18 protein-coding genes are annotated in these 13,419 nt (G+C 58.5%); 9 read left to right on the forward strand and 9 right to left on the reverse strand.

All coding sequences use genetic code 11. The features are described from left to right. Window positions 1–22: 22 nt before the first annotated feature. Window positions 23–586 carry a hypothetical protein gene (locus tag OIM94_RS00225; protein ID WP_264608136.1) on the reverse strand — a complete coding sequence of 188 codons (564 nt, stop codon included), beginning with the start codon at window positions 584–586 and terminating at the stop codon, window positions 23–25. A gap of 88 nt (window positions 587–674) precedes the next feature. Here OIM94_RS00225 and OIM94_RS00230 point away from each other — a divergent pair, with 88 nt between their 5' ends. The 9 genes from OIM94_RS00230 (at window position 675) to OIM94_RS00270 (ending at window position 5,961) form a co-directional block, all read left to right on the forward strand. Then, on the forward strand, window positions 675–1,112 hold the full coding sequence (locus tag OIM94_RS00230) for a lysozyme (RefSeq protein WP_264608137.1): 438 nt from the start codon (window positions 675–677) through the stop codon (window positions 1,110–1,112). Beyond that, a complete protein-coding gene (locus tag OIM94_RS00235; RefSeq protein ID WP_264608138.1) occupies window positions 1,109–1,549 on the forward strand; it encodes a hypothetical protein in 441 nt (146 codons plus the stop codon). Before OIM94_RS00230 ends, OIM94_RS00235 begins: the two co-directional genes overlap by 4 nt. A gap of 367 nt (window positions 1,550–1,916) precedes the next feature. Next, entirely contained in the window at window positions 1,917–2,819 is a 903-nt protein-coding gene (locus OIM94_RS00240; protein WP_264608139.1) for a hypothetical protein, read from the forward strand. A gap of 49 nt (window positions 2,820–2,868) precedes the next feature. After that, on the forward strand, window positions 2,869–3,678 hold the full coding sequence (locus OIM94_RS00245; protein ID WP_264608140.1) for a hypothetical protein: 810 nt from the start codon (window positions 2,869–2,871) through the stop codon (window positions 3,676–3,678). Continuing rightward, window positions 3,675–3,929: a hypothetical protein gene (locus OIM94_RS00250; RefSeq protein WP_264608141.1), complete on the forward strand. Its 255-nt coding sequence runs from the start codon at window positions 3,675–3,677 to the stop codon at window positions 3,927–3,929. Before OIM94_RS00245 ends, OIM94_RS00250 begins: the two co-directional genes overlap by 4 nt. Before the next feature lie 728 nt (window positions 3,930–4,657). Continuing rightward, window positions 4,658–5,191, forward strand: coding sequence for a hypothetical protein (locus OIM94_RS00255; RefSeq protein WP_264608142.1), 534 nt, complete (start codon window positions 4,658–4,660; stop codon window positions 5,189–5,191). A 16-nt stretch (window positions 5,192–5,207) separates the two neighbouring features. Then, entirely contained in the window at window positions 5,208–5,486 is a 279-nt protein-coding gene (locus OIM94_RS00260) for a hypothetical protein (protein WP_264608143.1), read from the forward strand. Beyond that, window positions 5,483–5,629: a hypothetical protein gene (locus OIM94_RS00265; RefSeq protein ID WP_264608144.1), complete on the forward strand. Its 147-nt coding sequence runs from the start codon at window positions 5,483–5,485 to the stop codon at window positions 5,627–5,629. The genes OIM94_RS00260 and OIM94_RS00265 overlap by 4 nt, the downstream gene beginning before the upstream one ends. Continuing rightward, a complete protein-coding gene (locus tag OIM94_RS00270; protein ID WP_264608145.1) occupies window positions 5,626–5,961 on the forward strand; it encodes a hypothetical protein in 336 nt (111 codons plus the stop codon). Before OIM94_RS00265 ends, OIM94_RS00270 begins: the two co-directional genes overlap by 4 nt. Window positions 5,962–6,080: 119 nt before the next feature. Here the strand turns inward: OIM94_RS00270 and OIM94_RS00275 are convergent, their stop codons facing one another. The 8 genes from OIM94_RS00275 to OIM94_RS00310 are packed head-to-tail and all read right to left on the reverse strand — an operon-like array spanning window position 6,081 to window position 13,385. After that, the gene (locus OIM94_RS00275; protein WP_264608146.1) at window positions 6,081–6,410 is read right to left on the reverse strand and encodes a hypothetical protein; all 330 of its coding nucleotides are present in this window, start codon (window positions 6,408–6,410) and stop codon (window positions 6,081–6,083) included. 32 nt (window positions 6,411–6,442) lie between these two features. After that, the gene (locus tag OIM94_RS00280) at window positions 6,443–6,748 is read right to left on the reverse strand and encodes a hypothetical protein (RefSeq protein ID WP_264608147.1); all 306 of its coding nucleotides are present in this window, start codon (window positions 6,746–6,748) and stop codon (window positions 6,443–6,445) included. Next, window positions 6,738–7,082 (reverse strand): hypothetical protein, encoded by a 345-nt coding sequence (locus OIM94_RS00285; protein ID WP_264608148.1) that lies wholly within the window; start codon window positions 7,080–7,082, stop codon window positions 6,738–6,740. Before OIM94_RS00285 ends, OIM94_RS00280 begins: the two co-directional genes overlap by 11 nt. A 46-nt stretch (window positions 7,083–7,128) precedes the next feature. Continuing rightward, entirely contained in the window at window positions 7,129–7,914 is a 786-nt protein-coding gene (locus OIM94_RS00290) for a hypothetical protein (RefSeq protein WP_264608149.1), read from the reverse strand. Further along, on the reverse strand, window positions 7,914–8,219 hold the full coding sequence (locus OIM94_RS00295; protein WP_264608150.1) for a hypothetical protein: 306 nt from the start codon (window positions 8,217–8,219) through the stop codon (window positions 7,914–7,916). Before OIM94_RS00295 ends, OIM94_RS00290 begins: the two co-directional genes overlap by 1 nt. After that, a complete protein-coding gene (locus OIM94_RS00300; protein WP_264608151.1) occupies window positions 8,219–12,262 on the reverse strand; it encodes a hypothetical protein in 4,044 nt (1,347 codons plus the stop codon). Before OIM94_RS00300 ends, OIM94_RS00295 begins: the two co-directional genes overlap by 1 nt. 29 nt (window positions 12,263–12,291) lie before the next feature. Beyond that, window positions 12,292–13,065, reverse strand: a complete 774-nt coding sequence (locus OIM94_RS00305; protein WP_264608152.1) for a hypothetical protein — start codon at window positions 13,063–13,065, stop codon at window positions 12,292–12,294. Continuing rightward, window positions 13,062–13,385, reverse strand: a complete 324-nt coding sequence (locus OIM94_RS00310) for a hypothetical protein (protein ID WP_264608153.1) — start codon at window positions 13,383–13,385, stop codon at window positions 13,062–13,064. The genes OIM94_RS00305 and OIM94_RS00310 overlap by 4 nt, the downstream gene beginning before the upstream one ends. Between the last annotated feature and the right edge of the window lie 34 nt (window positions 13,386–13,419).

Here is a 13,419-nt window from a genome sequence, read left to right on the forward strand (position 1 = left end):
GGGAGTTTTCTCCTTCTCGTTATCAGTGGATTGTTGGGCTGTCGTTCTGGATGAGCATCGATGTTAGTAGCTGCTGGCGATCTACGATGCTGCGATAGCTCTGGTCGGATAGTGCCTGCTCCACTGTCATACCGCGCTCTAGTCGCTGGCGGATTGTGGGCGCTTTGATGTCAAGTTCCTGTGCCCAGGTTGCGAGCGTTTTGATCTCGCCTCGGTATTCCAGGTACGGACTGCCGTAGCGATCAACACCATGGCCATAGCCCTCGGTGCAGTTGAAACTTGAGCGATTGTTCTGCTGTGTTTTGCGGTCGGCCCACATGCAATTTTCGGGTGAGTAGCCCTTGCTGCCGTCGATGCGCTCCAGGCTGTAGTCTCCTTCTGGACGTGTGCCCATATCGTTGAAGAAGTTCTGGAAGCCGTTCTCTGCATCGCGCCATGTGCTGCAAACAGAGATGCCGCGTGCGCCATAGCGCTTGTAGGCTAGATTGCGTGGATTGTGGCAGCGGTGGATTGCGTTGATCCAGGTCTGATACTCGCGAAAGTGTCGCTGGCGTAGTGATGGTGGATTGTTCTTCTTTCTAGGCATGTTTCTCTCCTCGGAACTTTGTTTCCGAGAGTACTTATCGAGATACATGCGACGTTAAGTGCTGCTATAACGCACTGGTAAGTACTCGATGCAAAAGACATCGAGTGCGGGCATTGCCCTAATCAAACAGTTCGAAGGCGAGCGACTTACCGCCTACATTTGTCCAGCTGGCATTCTCACCATTGGAGTGGGTCACACTGGAGCCGATGTTAAGCCTGGACAGAAGATCACGGTCGCGGAGAGTGAGGCGCTGTTGCGTGCCGATCTCGCTCGTTTCGAGAAGGCCGTCAGTGCAGCGGTCAAAGTGCCGCTCAACCAGAACCAGTTCGACGCACTTGTGGCACTGGCCTTCAACATCGGTGCCGGTGCGTTCGCGGGTTCCACTCTGGTCCGGTTGCTCAACGGCAAGGACTATGCGGGTGCAGCGGCGCAATTCGAGCGCTGGAACAAGGGTGGTGGCAAGGTGCTGCCCGGTCTGGTCGCGCGTCGTGCAGCGGAGGCGGCATTGTTCCGCAAGCCCGCGTGAGCGACTGGATCGTTCCCGAAGGCGAGGACGTGCTTCGCTATCGCGCGTTCGTGTACCGCGTCACGCTGCCGGATGGCCGGTGGTACATCGGCAAAAAGAACGTCTATCGGATGAAGGAAGGCAAGATCGTCGGGGAGAGCAACTGGCGAGATTACTGGTCGAGCAGCAAGGAGGTGAAGGCCGCCGCCAAAAGCGCGGGCTATGCGAATTGCCGCCGCGAGATCCTTCGCCTCACCGAGAGCACTGGCAAGGCCGGATATATCGAGGAGCGGATGCTGATGTCCCTGGATGCCATGCTCGATCCGCTTTGCATGAACGGCAACGTCGCGGCGAAATATCAGCGGAAGGTCGTGCAGGGATGGCATAGCGACGAGCGTTGCGAGCGCTACATGCGGGATACCGAGAAGCAGCGCCGTGCGGCGGGCCTGCTCGACTAAGTATTCGTGCGGCAAGGTGCCGCATCGTACGCGGTCTGCTCAACACCTCGTTACAAGGGCCTCGCTCCATATTGTATGGGGCGGGGCTTTTTCATGCCTCTACATCAAATTGTGTATGTTGCCGGAAAGACACTTAACGGCTTTGTCCTGAAATGGTACGATCTTTTCTGTTGCGAAAGTCGTACGTCGCACCTAGGTAGGAATTGTCTTTACGGACAACCATCCCGAGGCGGCAGAGCAATGCTCTGCTGCGGTTAAGCGACGGTTCGATTCCTCGCCTCGGGGCTGACGCACAAACCCGAATTCTAGTGCCGTCATCCGTTCTCGCCTTTGCGAGTGCGGAGGGTTGTCATGTGAAAGTCCCAATATGTCCGTTTTCAATGACCCGGCGCTCGCCGACAATCATACCGTTCGCAACCTGATCGCGAGCCAGCAGGCTTCTTTCATTAAGGCGCGTGGCAGCAACGCCCTCGCGACGATGATCGCGCATGGCTACGTCAACATCCGCAAGATCATCACGAACGCCACCCCCGAGGTGCAGGCCGAACTTCTGGACGAGCATGGCGTTGCTCCGGCGACGGGCAGCACCAGCAAGTACACGCCCTGGATCAAGGTGCAGTGGGGTGAGGCAGACCTGGAAGGCAAGAAGTTCAAGGATAGTTGTGGCGTGGAGCGCACCGTTTGGGTGCCCGACCGCAGCATGGAAATCTACTTCCACACCATGGAGGCGCTGGAAGCTCGCGGCGTAGCGACCACCGAGATCAAGGAAATCGTGAAGGTCATTATCGAGAGCGGCGGCGCGCTCAAGATCGCTCGTGTTCGCCAGAAGCGCATCAACACGGAGCGTCGCGAGGTGCAGCAGCCCGAGGTGGAGAGCAAGCGCGCTCTGTTCCGGCGTGAAAGCAAGGGGCCGATGGTAGACATCAACATCGAGCGGCCCAAGGACATGGGCGAATACATGACCCTGCTCGTGCGTCCCATCGCGGACTGCCAGGGCTACGAGGTCCTGGGCATCGTGGACAAGAACGCCACTGCCGCGCTGGATAAGCTCGCGAAGGAGCAGTTCGACACACTCTCGAATGCCGCACGTAAGCGCGAGACTGCGGCCGAAATCGAACGGCAGCGGCTGCTTGCCGCCGAAGAGGAGCATGAAAAGCTTCTGGAAAATGCTGATGACGCCAGCCGCCCGACGCTGACGGCGCTCATGGCCAAGCGCAAGGCCGAAATCGCCGAACAGGCCGCTACTCTCAGGGTCGTGAAGGCCGCTTGAGCGCCTCTGGAGCGGGGTTCGCCCCGCTCCATACTGTATGGAGCAAATCATGGATTTGAACGACGTGCAGCGCGCGGCCATCAAGCTCGCCCTGGCGAAGCTCGACAGTGATCGCGAGCACAAGCATGAGATGGCGCTGATCAAGCGACTCATCGGAGAGGTAGGCGCAAAGCAGGTTCAGGCGCTCTACCGGGAGTACGTTCAGGCAAACAAGGATGCACGCAAGAACGGCGGAGCGTTGCTGTCGCCGGACGCTGCGGACTATTGGCAAGAGGCGCAGGCTACGCTGGCCTATGGCGCGATGGTGTACGCCAATCCATCTAACGGCGGCTATGGTAACCGGGAGAAGGCGCTGTCGCGGAAGTGCGAGGAACTAGGTGCCTCGTTTTCCAGCCGCGTGCCACAGAACGAGCAGGGCAAATTCCGGCAGTACGTGGACGGCGATCCAGACCACTGGGATGATCGTTGGCACAATACACGCGACGGCTTCTTCCCCCTCCTAGATGCTTCGTTTTCATCCGCGGTGCCGGTGGTATCGAACGCGATGGGTGAGGCTCAGCGCATCGTCCTCTATGGCGTTCTGGACCAGGAGCAGAAGCAGGAGCGCAGCCGTAATGTGCAGCGCATCACGCACTGCCTGGATCGCTTTCGGGAAGAGCGGAGTGCTCAGGAACTCAAGCTAACGAAAGCTGCCGCCAATGCCCGGAAGGCCGCTGAGAAAGCCAAGAAGGAATCCGAGCGCAAAGCAGCGATTGAGCGCGGTGATCAAAAGGCAACCAAGGCCAAGAGAGCGCGTGGCTTCCAGGTCGTGGGTGAACTGTTCGACATACCAGCCGAGCGTCGGGGAGGAGCAAAATGAAGCCCCTGAAAACCACCCGTCGCATCCGCGAAGTGGCGACGATCATGTCCGTTTGTGCTGAGCTAGCCGTTGACAAGGACCAGTTTCTTGCGCGCTTCCGTCAGTTCCGCGCCCTCACAGCCCGTTATGCCGGTCCTACGTCGGACGTTGATCCTTATGTCGAACAGGTAGCTAAGGCACTCGTTCGATACCTCGAACGCATTCAGGAAGATGGATTTTCCGACCATGTGGTGACGGGAGGGGATCGCTGAACCGGATTGGAGCGCCGTAGAGACGTTTCCTGAGCTTGGGCTACCCGTGTGCCCCTAAACGCGCGGGTAGTTCAGGACGGGGCTCGCTGGTGCTGTGTGGTCGCAAACAGGACGGCATCGGCAGGCCCCGTTTTCCCTCGCCCACCCATTTTCTCTGACTACCCTGGGCAAGAAGCGAAGCGCTGGCTTCCGCAGGACCCTGGCTGTCGGCAGACCACTGCTCCGTCGGAGACTTCTGGCTGATGCGAAGCACCCAGGAAGCTCAACGGAGTTGCCTGCACCAGAGGTTTCAAGCAGCTCTGAGTGAAGCGAAGAGGTGCGGTGAAACCGCGCAGTGCGGTAGCGTTGGTGATGTTCTTTTCATGAGGGGTAATGGGGTGGGCATATTACTCTACGAGAGTAATATACCTACTTCACTACTTCTCGTGCAAAGCACGTCGCCAATGTGCCCTTGGATGTGTAATATACCTACTTCACTACCCTGCATGAATAGTGACATCCGCATCACCCAGGCTGCATAGTCGCACTATTGCTGATGCTCTTGCGCTGCAACAGCGTTTGATGCCGGTTTTGAAGCATCCCGCATAAATAGACGTGAAGCAGCAGGGTTCGCAAACTGCCGCTTCGGCAGTGAACTCCTGATGTTTCGTTCCTTAGGTGATTGAACTCTGAGCCCGCTGTCCAACGCGAACCCGGACAGCGGGTTCTTTCACACTTTGAGGAACGACATGAAGATCATCATCTCGGCCAATCTAGAGGCCTATCTACGCTCGTGGCACAAAACGTCCACCACCCAGAAGATCAAAGACGGCATCTATGTCGATCTGTCCTTTTCGGACTTCCTGAACCTGTTCAGCAAGAAGCAGCTGGTGAGCCTGGAAAAGCACATTGCGGAAAACTCGATCCGCTACCTGATGTCACCCGAAAATCCTTACGCATATGTGCTTACTTGGGCCAGCTACAACGCCTGCTCCACGCGCGTGTTCAACAAGGAAACGGCCTGCATCACCTCGCGCATGAAAAGCGAGAAGATCAACAAGCCCCAGAAAGGCGACAAGCTGCGTGAGAGCCACAAGGTCAGCATCAGCAAAGGGCTCAAGGACAAGCCCAAGTCCGAGGAGCATCGCAAGAACATCAGCGAAAGCATGAAGGGCCAGAAGCGCGGCCCAATGAGCGACGAGCAGAAGGCAATCCGATCGGCAAAGGCAACGGCGCGCTGGGAGCGCGTCAGGGCTGAGAAGGCCGCCCAGGCACAAAACTAAGAAGGAGAAAACTCCCATGGCATGGATTTCAAAACCGCACCGCTTCAAGTTTAGACCGACAAGTCCAGCATCTGAACAAATGCTTTGGATCGCTGAGCGTCCAGACGTCAGCGGTTATCGGTTCAGGGTTGTCACGGTAGACGAGCGGGCATTTTGCACATCCAAGTGGATGAGCTTCGAGAGCATGACAAAAAAGATTTTGGCAACGCCAGACGATGTTTGGGAAGTGAATGTGCTGATTGGACCAGTGCAAGAGGCTTTGCTGTGGAAGCTGACTTGGGGAGGTGCGGCATGATGCAAAGGAACATCGCAATTCTTGCTATCGCCGCCGTGTTGGCGTTCCAGAAGCATGATGGTCGTTGGACCTGGAACATTGTCCAGTTCGTTATCAACGTCCTCGCCATGCACATCGTCGCGGGCCTTGGAGGTGCAGCATGAGCAAGGTTACGCTGGAAACCCTTCGCGCCGACTACGAAGCCGCTCTCGAAGTCAGGGCTAATCAGCTGAATGAAAAATACGCCGCGGCCCTGCGAGCCAGGGGCGTTGAGGATCACGCTTCGACTGCAACAAACAACCATGGGGCGGGATATGAGAGCAATGCGCTAATCGTGGCTGCGCGCCGTCTACTCGCAGCTGAAAAGCGCGAGGCGATCATTGAGCTTGCAACTCGTCATCACATCCCGACCTGGGACCAATACGCCTGTGAGATGCGAGACATGCTGCTTAAATTGGCCGATGGTGCTGATCCCCGAAAGGGAGGTGCAGCATGACGTTAGATCCCCGGAAAAGCTCCTAGGAAGCCCGTACAGCCCCGTCCGCAAGGCGGGGCTGTCCTGTATGCGGAAAAGCCCCCAACGCTCTCTACGACGCGTCCGAGGGCTTTCCTGACTTAGCGGGGAACCTGGATGGTCCGTTCGATGGTTTCGGTTTGCTTGGCCAGTGGTTTGGTCGGCGCAACCACGTTCTGAACGCCAAGCCATGCGAGAATGCCCGCGATAGCGCCGAAGATCGCGGAGCCAACCTTCCAGCCCAGGCCGATGCCCTTGGCACCTCCCTGAACCTCGCTGCGCCACGTCTCCAGGGTGCGAACGCGAGTTTCGATACCTTCCGTACGCTGGTCCAGGCCATCGGCACGGCGGTTCATCGCGTCCAGCTTTTCGTTCATGCTCTTGAAGCCGTCATCGACACGCTGATCGAGACGGATGAGGAGGTCGCGCATATCCTGCGGGATTGAGGGAGGTGTTCCGGCCATTACTTGAGCACCGCGTCCACGATGGCGGAAATGATCGCCACCGCACCAGCAGGAACGCCCAGGCGCACGATCAGCGTCGCGAGGTATCCCTGTGCAGCTGGAACATGCCAGACGGTCTTGGCGACGGTCACGAGCGTACCAGCGAAGCCCTTGACCACGTCCTTGAGGAAGGAGCGCTTCTCGGGCTTCTTGGCGGCTACGTCGTCCCAAGCCGCATTCGCGATTGCGGCAGCAATCTCCGCATCGGTAGCCGGTCTGGTCGAAATGTTCGTCCATGTGATCTGGGGTTCGTTATCATTCGCCATCGGTGTTGCCCTCCGCTTCTGGAGTGAGGGGCAGAGGCGCGGGCATCAGATTTGCGGGGATAGGCGGCGCATACGCCGCCACTCTTTCGGCCAGCGTAAGCAGATTTGTAATCAGCGTTTCCACGTTGTAATTGAACATGTTGTCGGGCTGATTGCGTTCCTTGATCGACAGAAGCGCATTGTGGAAGACCGCATACGTGTCACCTTCAACAAATGGCTTTAGATCAGCATGGTAGGCAGTTCGCTTTGCTTGCTGGATTTCCGCCTGAACGCGCTCGTATTCGTTCTTGACGTTCAGCGCCTCCAGGTATTCTTCTTCGGTTGGTGTTGCCATGGGGGTTTGCTCCCTCTTGTGTTTTCGTCCAGCTATTTAAGCGGGATCAGATGCCAGTCACATCCACCATCAAAGCGTTCTCTAGCGGTAGGTTGAACTGACTGGAGTTGGCGGGCGGATTGTACTGATACGCGCCACTCATCAGAACGTTGTATTGAGTGTCATAGAAGGGCACCTCGACCACAGATGCGGAAGCCGCATTGTTGGTACGAATGCCGTACATCTTGGTGCTGCTGTAGCCGTTCCAGTATCGGGCGTAGACGTTACCCTTTTCGTCAGTGTATTCCTCGTAAGAGCCGGTGAAATAGCTCTGCTCATATCCGGCGAAGCTTTGGATGATGCTTGCATAGGCTCGACTGCCATTGAGGTTGATCGTTGAGCCATTGCCACTGAGCGTACCTGCGACAATGGCAGGACGCATCGCGCTATCGAAGGTCAATTGGCCAGCTGGGTTATACAGGCGCAGTCCGGGACCAGTATAGCCAGAGCCGACGTTGATGCTGTTCTGGAAGCGATAGTAAGTGATAGTGGAGCCAGCTGGCGCGTTGGTGTGGTAGATGTGCTGCCATCCGTTGAGACTGGAACCACCGTAGCTCGCCAGAGTGGCATACTTGGAATAGGCGTAGCCGTTGGGCATCATGATGGCGATTGTCTCGTCTGCCTCGTAGTTCATCGGCACAAAGAACGATGATGGCGCGGAGCACGTCCATTGCGGATAGCGCTGCTGAACGTTGAATGTCTGCGTCGTGCCCTTGTTCTGGAAGATGTAGGGAGCGATTGCAGCATCGAACTGGATTGTGCCGTTCTGGCGGAAAAACTGTGCCTGAGCCATTATCGCACCCCGTAAATGAAGCGAGTGCGAGGGTAGGCGTTGCCGCTATACTGCGGCGGCCAGGACCACGTAACAGTGGTGCCGCTGAACGAGACGTTGGGGCGATAGCCAACGAAGCCGGTGACCTCCACGGACGTGACGAGGAACCAAGGCGTGCCGAGTGTCAGCCTGCCATCGCCAAAGCTGCCGCTTTGCGCTTGATTGGGGCCGCCGATGAGGGCTGAGCCCAGGATCAGCAATGCGCTGTCCTGGGTGTCGATGATCTTGAGGCCGTCCGACTGACGCCATACTTCTAGGCCCGCCATCAGATGCCCAGCCTTACGGCGATCTGGCCGTTGGGATAGTAGATGCTGATGCCACCGTTGCTGATGATCGTCTGGCCGTTGCCGTTGGAACCGCGAATTGTCACGTCGCTAACGATGTCCACGCCCGCGCCGCCGTTCTGGTCCGCGTAAAGGCCAATCTGAGCGCGATTGTTGCCTGCCACAGCCTGCACCTGCCAATATGCAGAAGTACGGCCTTGTAGGTTGCTGATCGCGCCTTCCGACGTGCTGACACGCGCCAGAACGTTGCTCTCCTCAATTTTCTGGCCGTTGATCTCCGCTGCGGTCGCTGGACGAATGCTCACCTTGTCGAAGGTGATCGTCTTTGCTGCGCGCTCGCCGAAGCCATCCCAGTTAGCCATCGCATAGACCTGGATCTGACGGATAGCGCCGTTGATGGCAGTCTTGTGGAAGGCCGGGAACGTGCGCGTATAGGCACCTCCACCGCCGTCTCTGTTCACGTAACCAGAAGTGTCCGCAATCGCTGCTGCGCTGATTGCTCTTGCCTCCACGATGCCGCCGTTGGCATCCAGAAAGTAGACGAGCACACCCGCGCCCTGCCAATCCGTAGCGCGACCGGAGAACTCGATTATGTAGGAGCCGAAAGCGGCGCTGATGCCGCCCTGCACGAGCCCGCTATTCGCGTTGGCCGGTGCGTTGAACTGGAGCGCATAGGGGCGCCCGTTGACGCCGCCTGCACGGATTGCCGGTGCAGTGCTGTCCCACCATGACCAGCTAGCGGGGAGGGCGGTACTATCCGGCCAGTTCTTGAAGGTGGGGTTGACGACGATCGAGCCGCTGTCCGTGCTGTAGCCCGCTTCCAGGAAGCTGAGACGGCTCGCAGTCGAGGTAGTGAGGTTCGAGGTGGTGGTTTCCAGCGAGCCCACGCGCGCAACCACATTTGCGTCGATGACTGTCTTGCCATCAATCTCGCTCTGGGTGGCTGGACGAATACCGGCCCTATACCAGACAGTTTTCAGATAGCCCGGTGACGGAGCCGCGAAGCCATCCCAACCGGCCATGAGGTAGAAACTGATCTGTGAACTGTCTTCGTTGCACCAAATAAGCTTGGTGAACTTGCGGTTGGTTCGGCTTCCCACAAAGCCGGATGTGTCCTTGTCCAGCCAGAATGCGATGTTCCCGTTGGAGTGTTCTACACCGTCTGCACGCTTGAACTGTGCCAACATGCCCGAGCCGCGAGTGTCGCCGTTCTCGAAGCGACCTTCCATGTCCAAGGCGTACCAGCCCTTGGGGAAGTTGCCGTAAAGCTCTTGCTTGACACCGCAATTTTGTCCTGGGCGGTCAATCAGAAGAGCACGACTGCCATAAAGGCCGGACATTCCATCATACCAGCCAATATAGCCGTTGCCGTCTCGCGCCCATGGTTGCCAGCCGGGTGGAATGCCGTTGGTGTCCCAAGTCTCGTTGAAGCTGGCATTGCGGTTCAGATAGCCCGCCTTGCTGAAGCTTGCCTCGACGGTGCTGATCTTCTGTGCAGCCGCATTGTCGCCGTTGATGCGAGCAGTTTCTTCCGTGCTGATCTTCGCCAGTGCAGAGGTCGCGTTGGTATCCGCGCGAATGCCCTTCAATTCGCCATCCGTTACCGGACGAACGTTGAGGTAGAACCAGCGCATATACTTGGCGTCAATGGTCGCGCCAAAGCCATCCCATCCGCACATTGCGTGGAGGTTGACCATGCCGGTCATTGTCCAATCGACGGTCTTGGACCACGATCGAACACCCTGAACGTTGCCCGTGTTGCCGTTAAGGTCGGGCTCGATAATGAAGTCGATGCCCATTCCGGCGACGCCGCTGAGCGTGACACCAGCGCCACGGGTGCCGCCTTGGTCGAGGATCATGCTGCACTCGATGACCCACTTGCCGGGATACATCGCGACTGTCTGAACGAGGCCCCAATTGACGTTGGGCGTGTCGTTCCGGGCATCTACCGCGAACGGACTGCCGCGCACGCCGCCGCCGTTCACACGAGCAAAGCGAGCCGAGCCCTTCATCTCCCAGCTGTTCCAGCTGGTTGGAGTTGCATCGGTCGAAGGCCAGCGCCCGAAGTTTGGATTGAGTGCTGCACCGGATGACGAGGAGGTCGCAGCCGCTTCCAGCGATGTCGCGCGGTTGGCCAGGTTGTTCGTGAGCGTGACCTGATCCTGGAGGCCAGTGGCGGTCTGGTCGGCGGTCGATTTCACATTGGTGAGCGTCTGGTTGATCGTGCCCTCGGCACCCTTCGCGCGGTCAACCTCGGCCTGGAGGTCATTGCGTGTCTGCGTGACCGTTGCGTCGATGGTGGCTTTGACAGCGGCAATCTGGTCGCGCGCGGGCTTTACGGTGCCGGTGCTGTCCTTGATCGCGTCAACGACCGTGCCAGCTGGAACGTCGCCAACGTTGGTGCCGATCGGCGCGCCCACGGTTGCATTGTCGGCAGGCTTGCCGGGGCCGGAAACACCGCTCCACGACGAAAGCGTGGCGGTCTTGTTCGCGACCGCGTTGAGCAATGCCTGCCGCGCGGTGAGGTACGAGGTGAAGCGATTGCTGAACGTCGCGCGGTCGATAGGGGTGTTCTGCGTGCTGTCCGTGTAGGAGGGAAGCAAGCCCTCGAGGTAGGTTTTCAGCTGCGAATAGGCGTTGTCGTAATTGGCCCGCTCTGTGCTCAGGCCGTAAGTGGTGCCCTGCGCGAGAAGGGCGGTACGCTCGGCGGTGTAGGAACCAAAGCGCTGCACGATGTCGGCCTTCTCGCTGCGGTCCAGCACGCCATCGCTTTCAATAGCATCCAGGCGCTGCTTCGCTGCCGTGGCGTCCGACTGAGCAACAGCGGCAGCATCCTTGGCGTTCTGAGCAGCCGTGAGGGCCGCCTGCACATCATCACTGTTGACGGCCAGGGATGGCGATACGTCGCTGCTTGAATGGACGCTCCAGCACTTGGAATGGCCGACACGGACCTTCCAAACGGGTGCAGCGGCGTTGAGTTCGCGATAGCTTTTGACCTTTGGCTTGCTACCGCGATCTACGCTCAGCGGGATGGGGGTTTGAGGCGCGTTGAAGTCCATCGTCTGCCAAGTGCCGGTGCCATCGGCGAACAGAACATTGCCGGTATGGAAAGCAGCGAGACGCGCAACCTCTCCAATGGAAACCTGATCCTTGGCGTAGAAGCTCCAATTCTGTGGAAGCAGGCCGATAGCGATCTTTGCACCGGGAATGCCTGCCTGGGTGAGCAAAGACGAGATGATGGTTCCCGCGCTCATGCCTCCGACTGACACGTCGGCAGTGACCTTCTTCGATGGAGCACCACCAAAGCGGAACATACCCTGTGCTGCGCAGGTCGCCCATTCACCAGGAGCGAGGGACAGGTTGGCGAGGGTAGGGTAGTCGGATGCGTCGCCCTTGTTCTTCGCCGGGTCGAGGGCCTGGGCGTATTCGTAAGGGGTGATTCCCTGGACCGCACCATAGCCGTGAACCTGATAGATCCAGCGAGCGGGGTCGATCAGGACGGGTTCTACGTTCTGGCAGTTGCCGAACGCATAGGGCTTGAGCTTGCCCTTGAGGCTCGCCGGACCCTCGGCACTGCCGGTGCCTGCATATTCGAGGGTGAGGAGGTCGCGGTCGAGAAGTGCATCAGGTCCGAGCAGCGCGACGGTCGCTTCCGTGCCTTGTCGATCCAGGCTGGAAACGGAGCCCTCGAAAACCTGTTCGTACGATGCGAAGTCGTTCTCGTTGTCGCCGGTTTGAATGAAGATGCGAGCAAGCCCGCCGGTCCATTCATAGGAGGACCAGACATTGTTGCCGTAGGCTTCGCTCATGCGGAACGACAGCCCCGAGTAGTTGATGCTGCCTTGCTGGAAAACGCCATTGTCCGACCAGCTGCCCGAGGTAGCGGTCTTCTTGATGATCAGCGGAAGCCATTCGTGGCCGTTGATCTGGACCCCGTCTTTTGATGCGGCCGCACCGGCCATCCAGATGGTTTTGGGGGTGGAGCCGTTAAGAACGGTGACTTCAAATAGGATATTGCTCGCCATCCTCTACTTAGCAGAGGAGGCTGCAATCCTTAGCTGACACTCAGGGCGACAAATTCTACGATGTTGAAATTTCCAGCTGGGCTAGACCCTTTTGCTGGAGAGCCACTAATCCGACCAAAGATGGCTTGGTTTTGAATATAAGAAACACTATCGTCGGGGATGAGCACAAATGCTTTGCTACGACCTACATCGCGCAGGAACGGGAACCAGTTGATGTAATACTGGTCATCCGTGATGCCATCGAGTGTGATCTTCCAGGCGATGCGAACGCCGTAGCGATCCACAGTTGTGTAGCCGGGTCCTTCCTCGATGACGCTCATGTCCTCGAAGGTCTGCTCCGCGCCCACATTCACGCCATCATGGGCAACGCGAAGGCCCAGGACGATGCGCGACACCTCCACATAGCCAGCGGGGTTGCCGGTGCTCGTGATGTCGATGCGAACGAATGGGCTGGTGACGCTGGCACCTAGCAGCTTGAATGACAGCGCGCCCTTGGTAGGCGCAACACCGCTCCAGGCCGCGAATGTCTGATCAACCGTTAGGCCGGTCGTGCCATCGACAGCGGCAGCGGTCGCACCTGCACGAACACGGATGGTGTCGCCGGCGCGCAGGTTGCTGCCCACAAGTGCGATCGTGTCCCAGGGCGTGCCGTCGAGCTGGACCTTGGCATAGACGGTCGTGAGGTTGGCCGAGCGCCAAACCATCGCGGGTTCGTCCACGTTGGTGTTGCTGATCGGTGCCGTGGTGCTGGCGTTGCCCGCCACGACGGTGAACGGCTTGGGGGTGACAAATACAGCGGTCATCCGCGCACCTGGATGGTCGTGGTGTTTGCTTCAAAGTCGGTCGTGAACGACATGAGCTTGCGGGCGTTGCCGTCCGTGCTGAACTTGGGGAGGTTCGCGATGAAGGTGGGCACGCCGCCGATGAAGCTGTCCAGGAACACCACACCCTCAAGGACCACCTCGAACACGCGCGGCGTGTTGTTGTCCGCAAGGATCTTCGTCGCGAGAATGGTCGCGTCGCTCTCGTTGAGGTTGGTGTTGATTTCCACCGTGCGAGCAGCCGGGTTGCGGGCTTTCACGTTGGGGTCGGTCGCCGTTGCGTAGCGGTATTCCTGCTGCACGAATGCAGCGCGATTGGGGTCAAGTGTCGCCATC

Source organism: Sphingomonas sp. R1 (genome assembly GCF_025960285.1).
Classification (GTDB): Bacteria; Pseudomonadota; Alphaproteobacteria; order Sphingomonadales; family Sphingomonadaceae; genus Sphingomonas.

Coding starts and splice junctions, on each gene's coding strand:
- OIM94_RS00225 (WP_264608136.1), bottom strand. CDS start 586: ATGCCTAGAAAGAAGAACAATCCACCATCACTACGCCAGCGACACTTT.
- OIM94_RS00230 (WP_264608137.1), top strand. CDS start 675: ATGCAAAAGACATCGAGTGCGGGCATTGCCCTAATCAAACAGTTCGAA.
- OIM94_RS00240 (WP_264608139.1), top strand. CDS start 1,917: ATGTCCGTTTTCAATGACCCGGCGCTCGCCGACAATCATACCGTTCGC.
- OIM94_RS00245 (WP_264608140.1), top strand. CDS start 2,869: ATGGATTTGAACGACGTGCAGCGCGCGGCCATCAAGCTCGCCCTGGCG.
- OIM94_RS00250 (WP_264608141.1), top strand. CDS start 3,675: ATGAAGCCCCTGAAAACCACCCGTCGCATCCGCGAAGTGGCGACGATC.
- OIM94_RS00255 (WP_264608142.1), top strand. CDS start 4,658: ATGAAGATCATCATCTCGGCCAATCTAGAGGCCTATCTACGCTCGTGG.
- OIM94_RS00260 (WP_264608143.1), top strand. CDS start 5,208: ATGGCATGGATTTCAAAACCGCACCGCTTCAAGTTTAGACCGACAAGT.
- OIM94_RS00265 (WP_264608144.1), top strand. CDS start 5,483: ATGATGCAAAGGAACATCGCAATTCTTGCTATCGCCGCCGTGTTGGCG.
- OIM94_RS00270 (WP_264608145.1), top strand. CDS start 5,626: ATGAGCAAGGTTACGCTGGAAACCCTTCGCGCCGACTACGAAGCCGCT.
- OIM94_RS00275 (WP_264608146.1), bottom strand. CDS start 6,410: ATGCGCGACCTCCTCATCCGTCTCGATCAGCGTGTCGATGACGGCTTC.
- OIM94_RS00280 (WP_264608147.1), bottom strand. CDS start 6,748: ATGGCGAATGATAACGAACCCCAGATCACATGGACGAACATTTCGACC.
- OIM94_RS00285 (WP_264608148.1), bottom strand. CDS start 7,082: ATGGCAACACCAACCGAAGAAGAATACCTGGAGGCGCTGAACGTCAAG.
- OIM94_RS00290 (WP_264608149.1), bottom strand. CDS start 7,914: ATGGCTCAGGCACAGTTTTTCCGCCAGAACGGCACAATCCAGTTCGAT.
- OIM94_RS00295 (WP_264608150.1), bottom strand. CDS start 8,219: ATGGCGGGCCTAGAAGTATGGCGTCAGTCGGACGGCCTCAAGATCATC.
- OIM94_RS00300 (WP_264608151.1), bottom strand. CDS start 12,262: ATGGCGAGCAATATCCTATTTGAAGTCACCGTTCTTAACGGCTCCACC.
- OIM94_RS00305 (WP_264608152.1), bottom strand. CDS start 13,065: ATGACCGCTGTATTTGTCACCCCCAAGCCGTTCACCGTCGTGGCGGGC.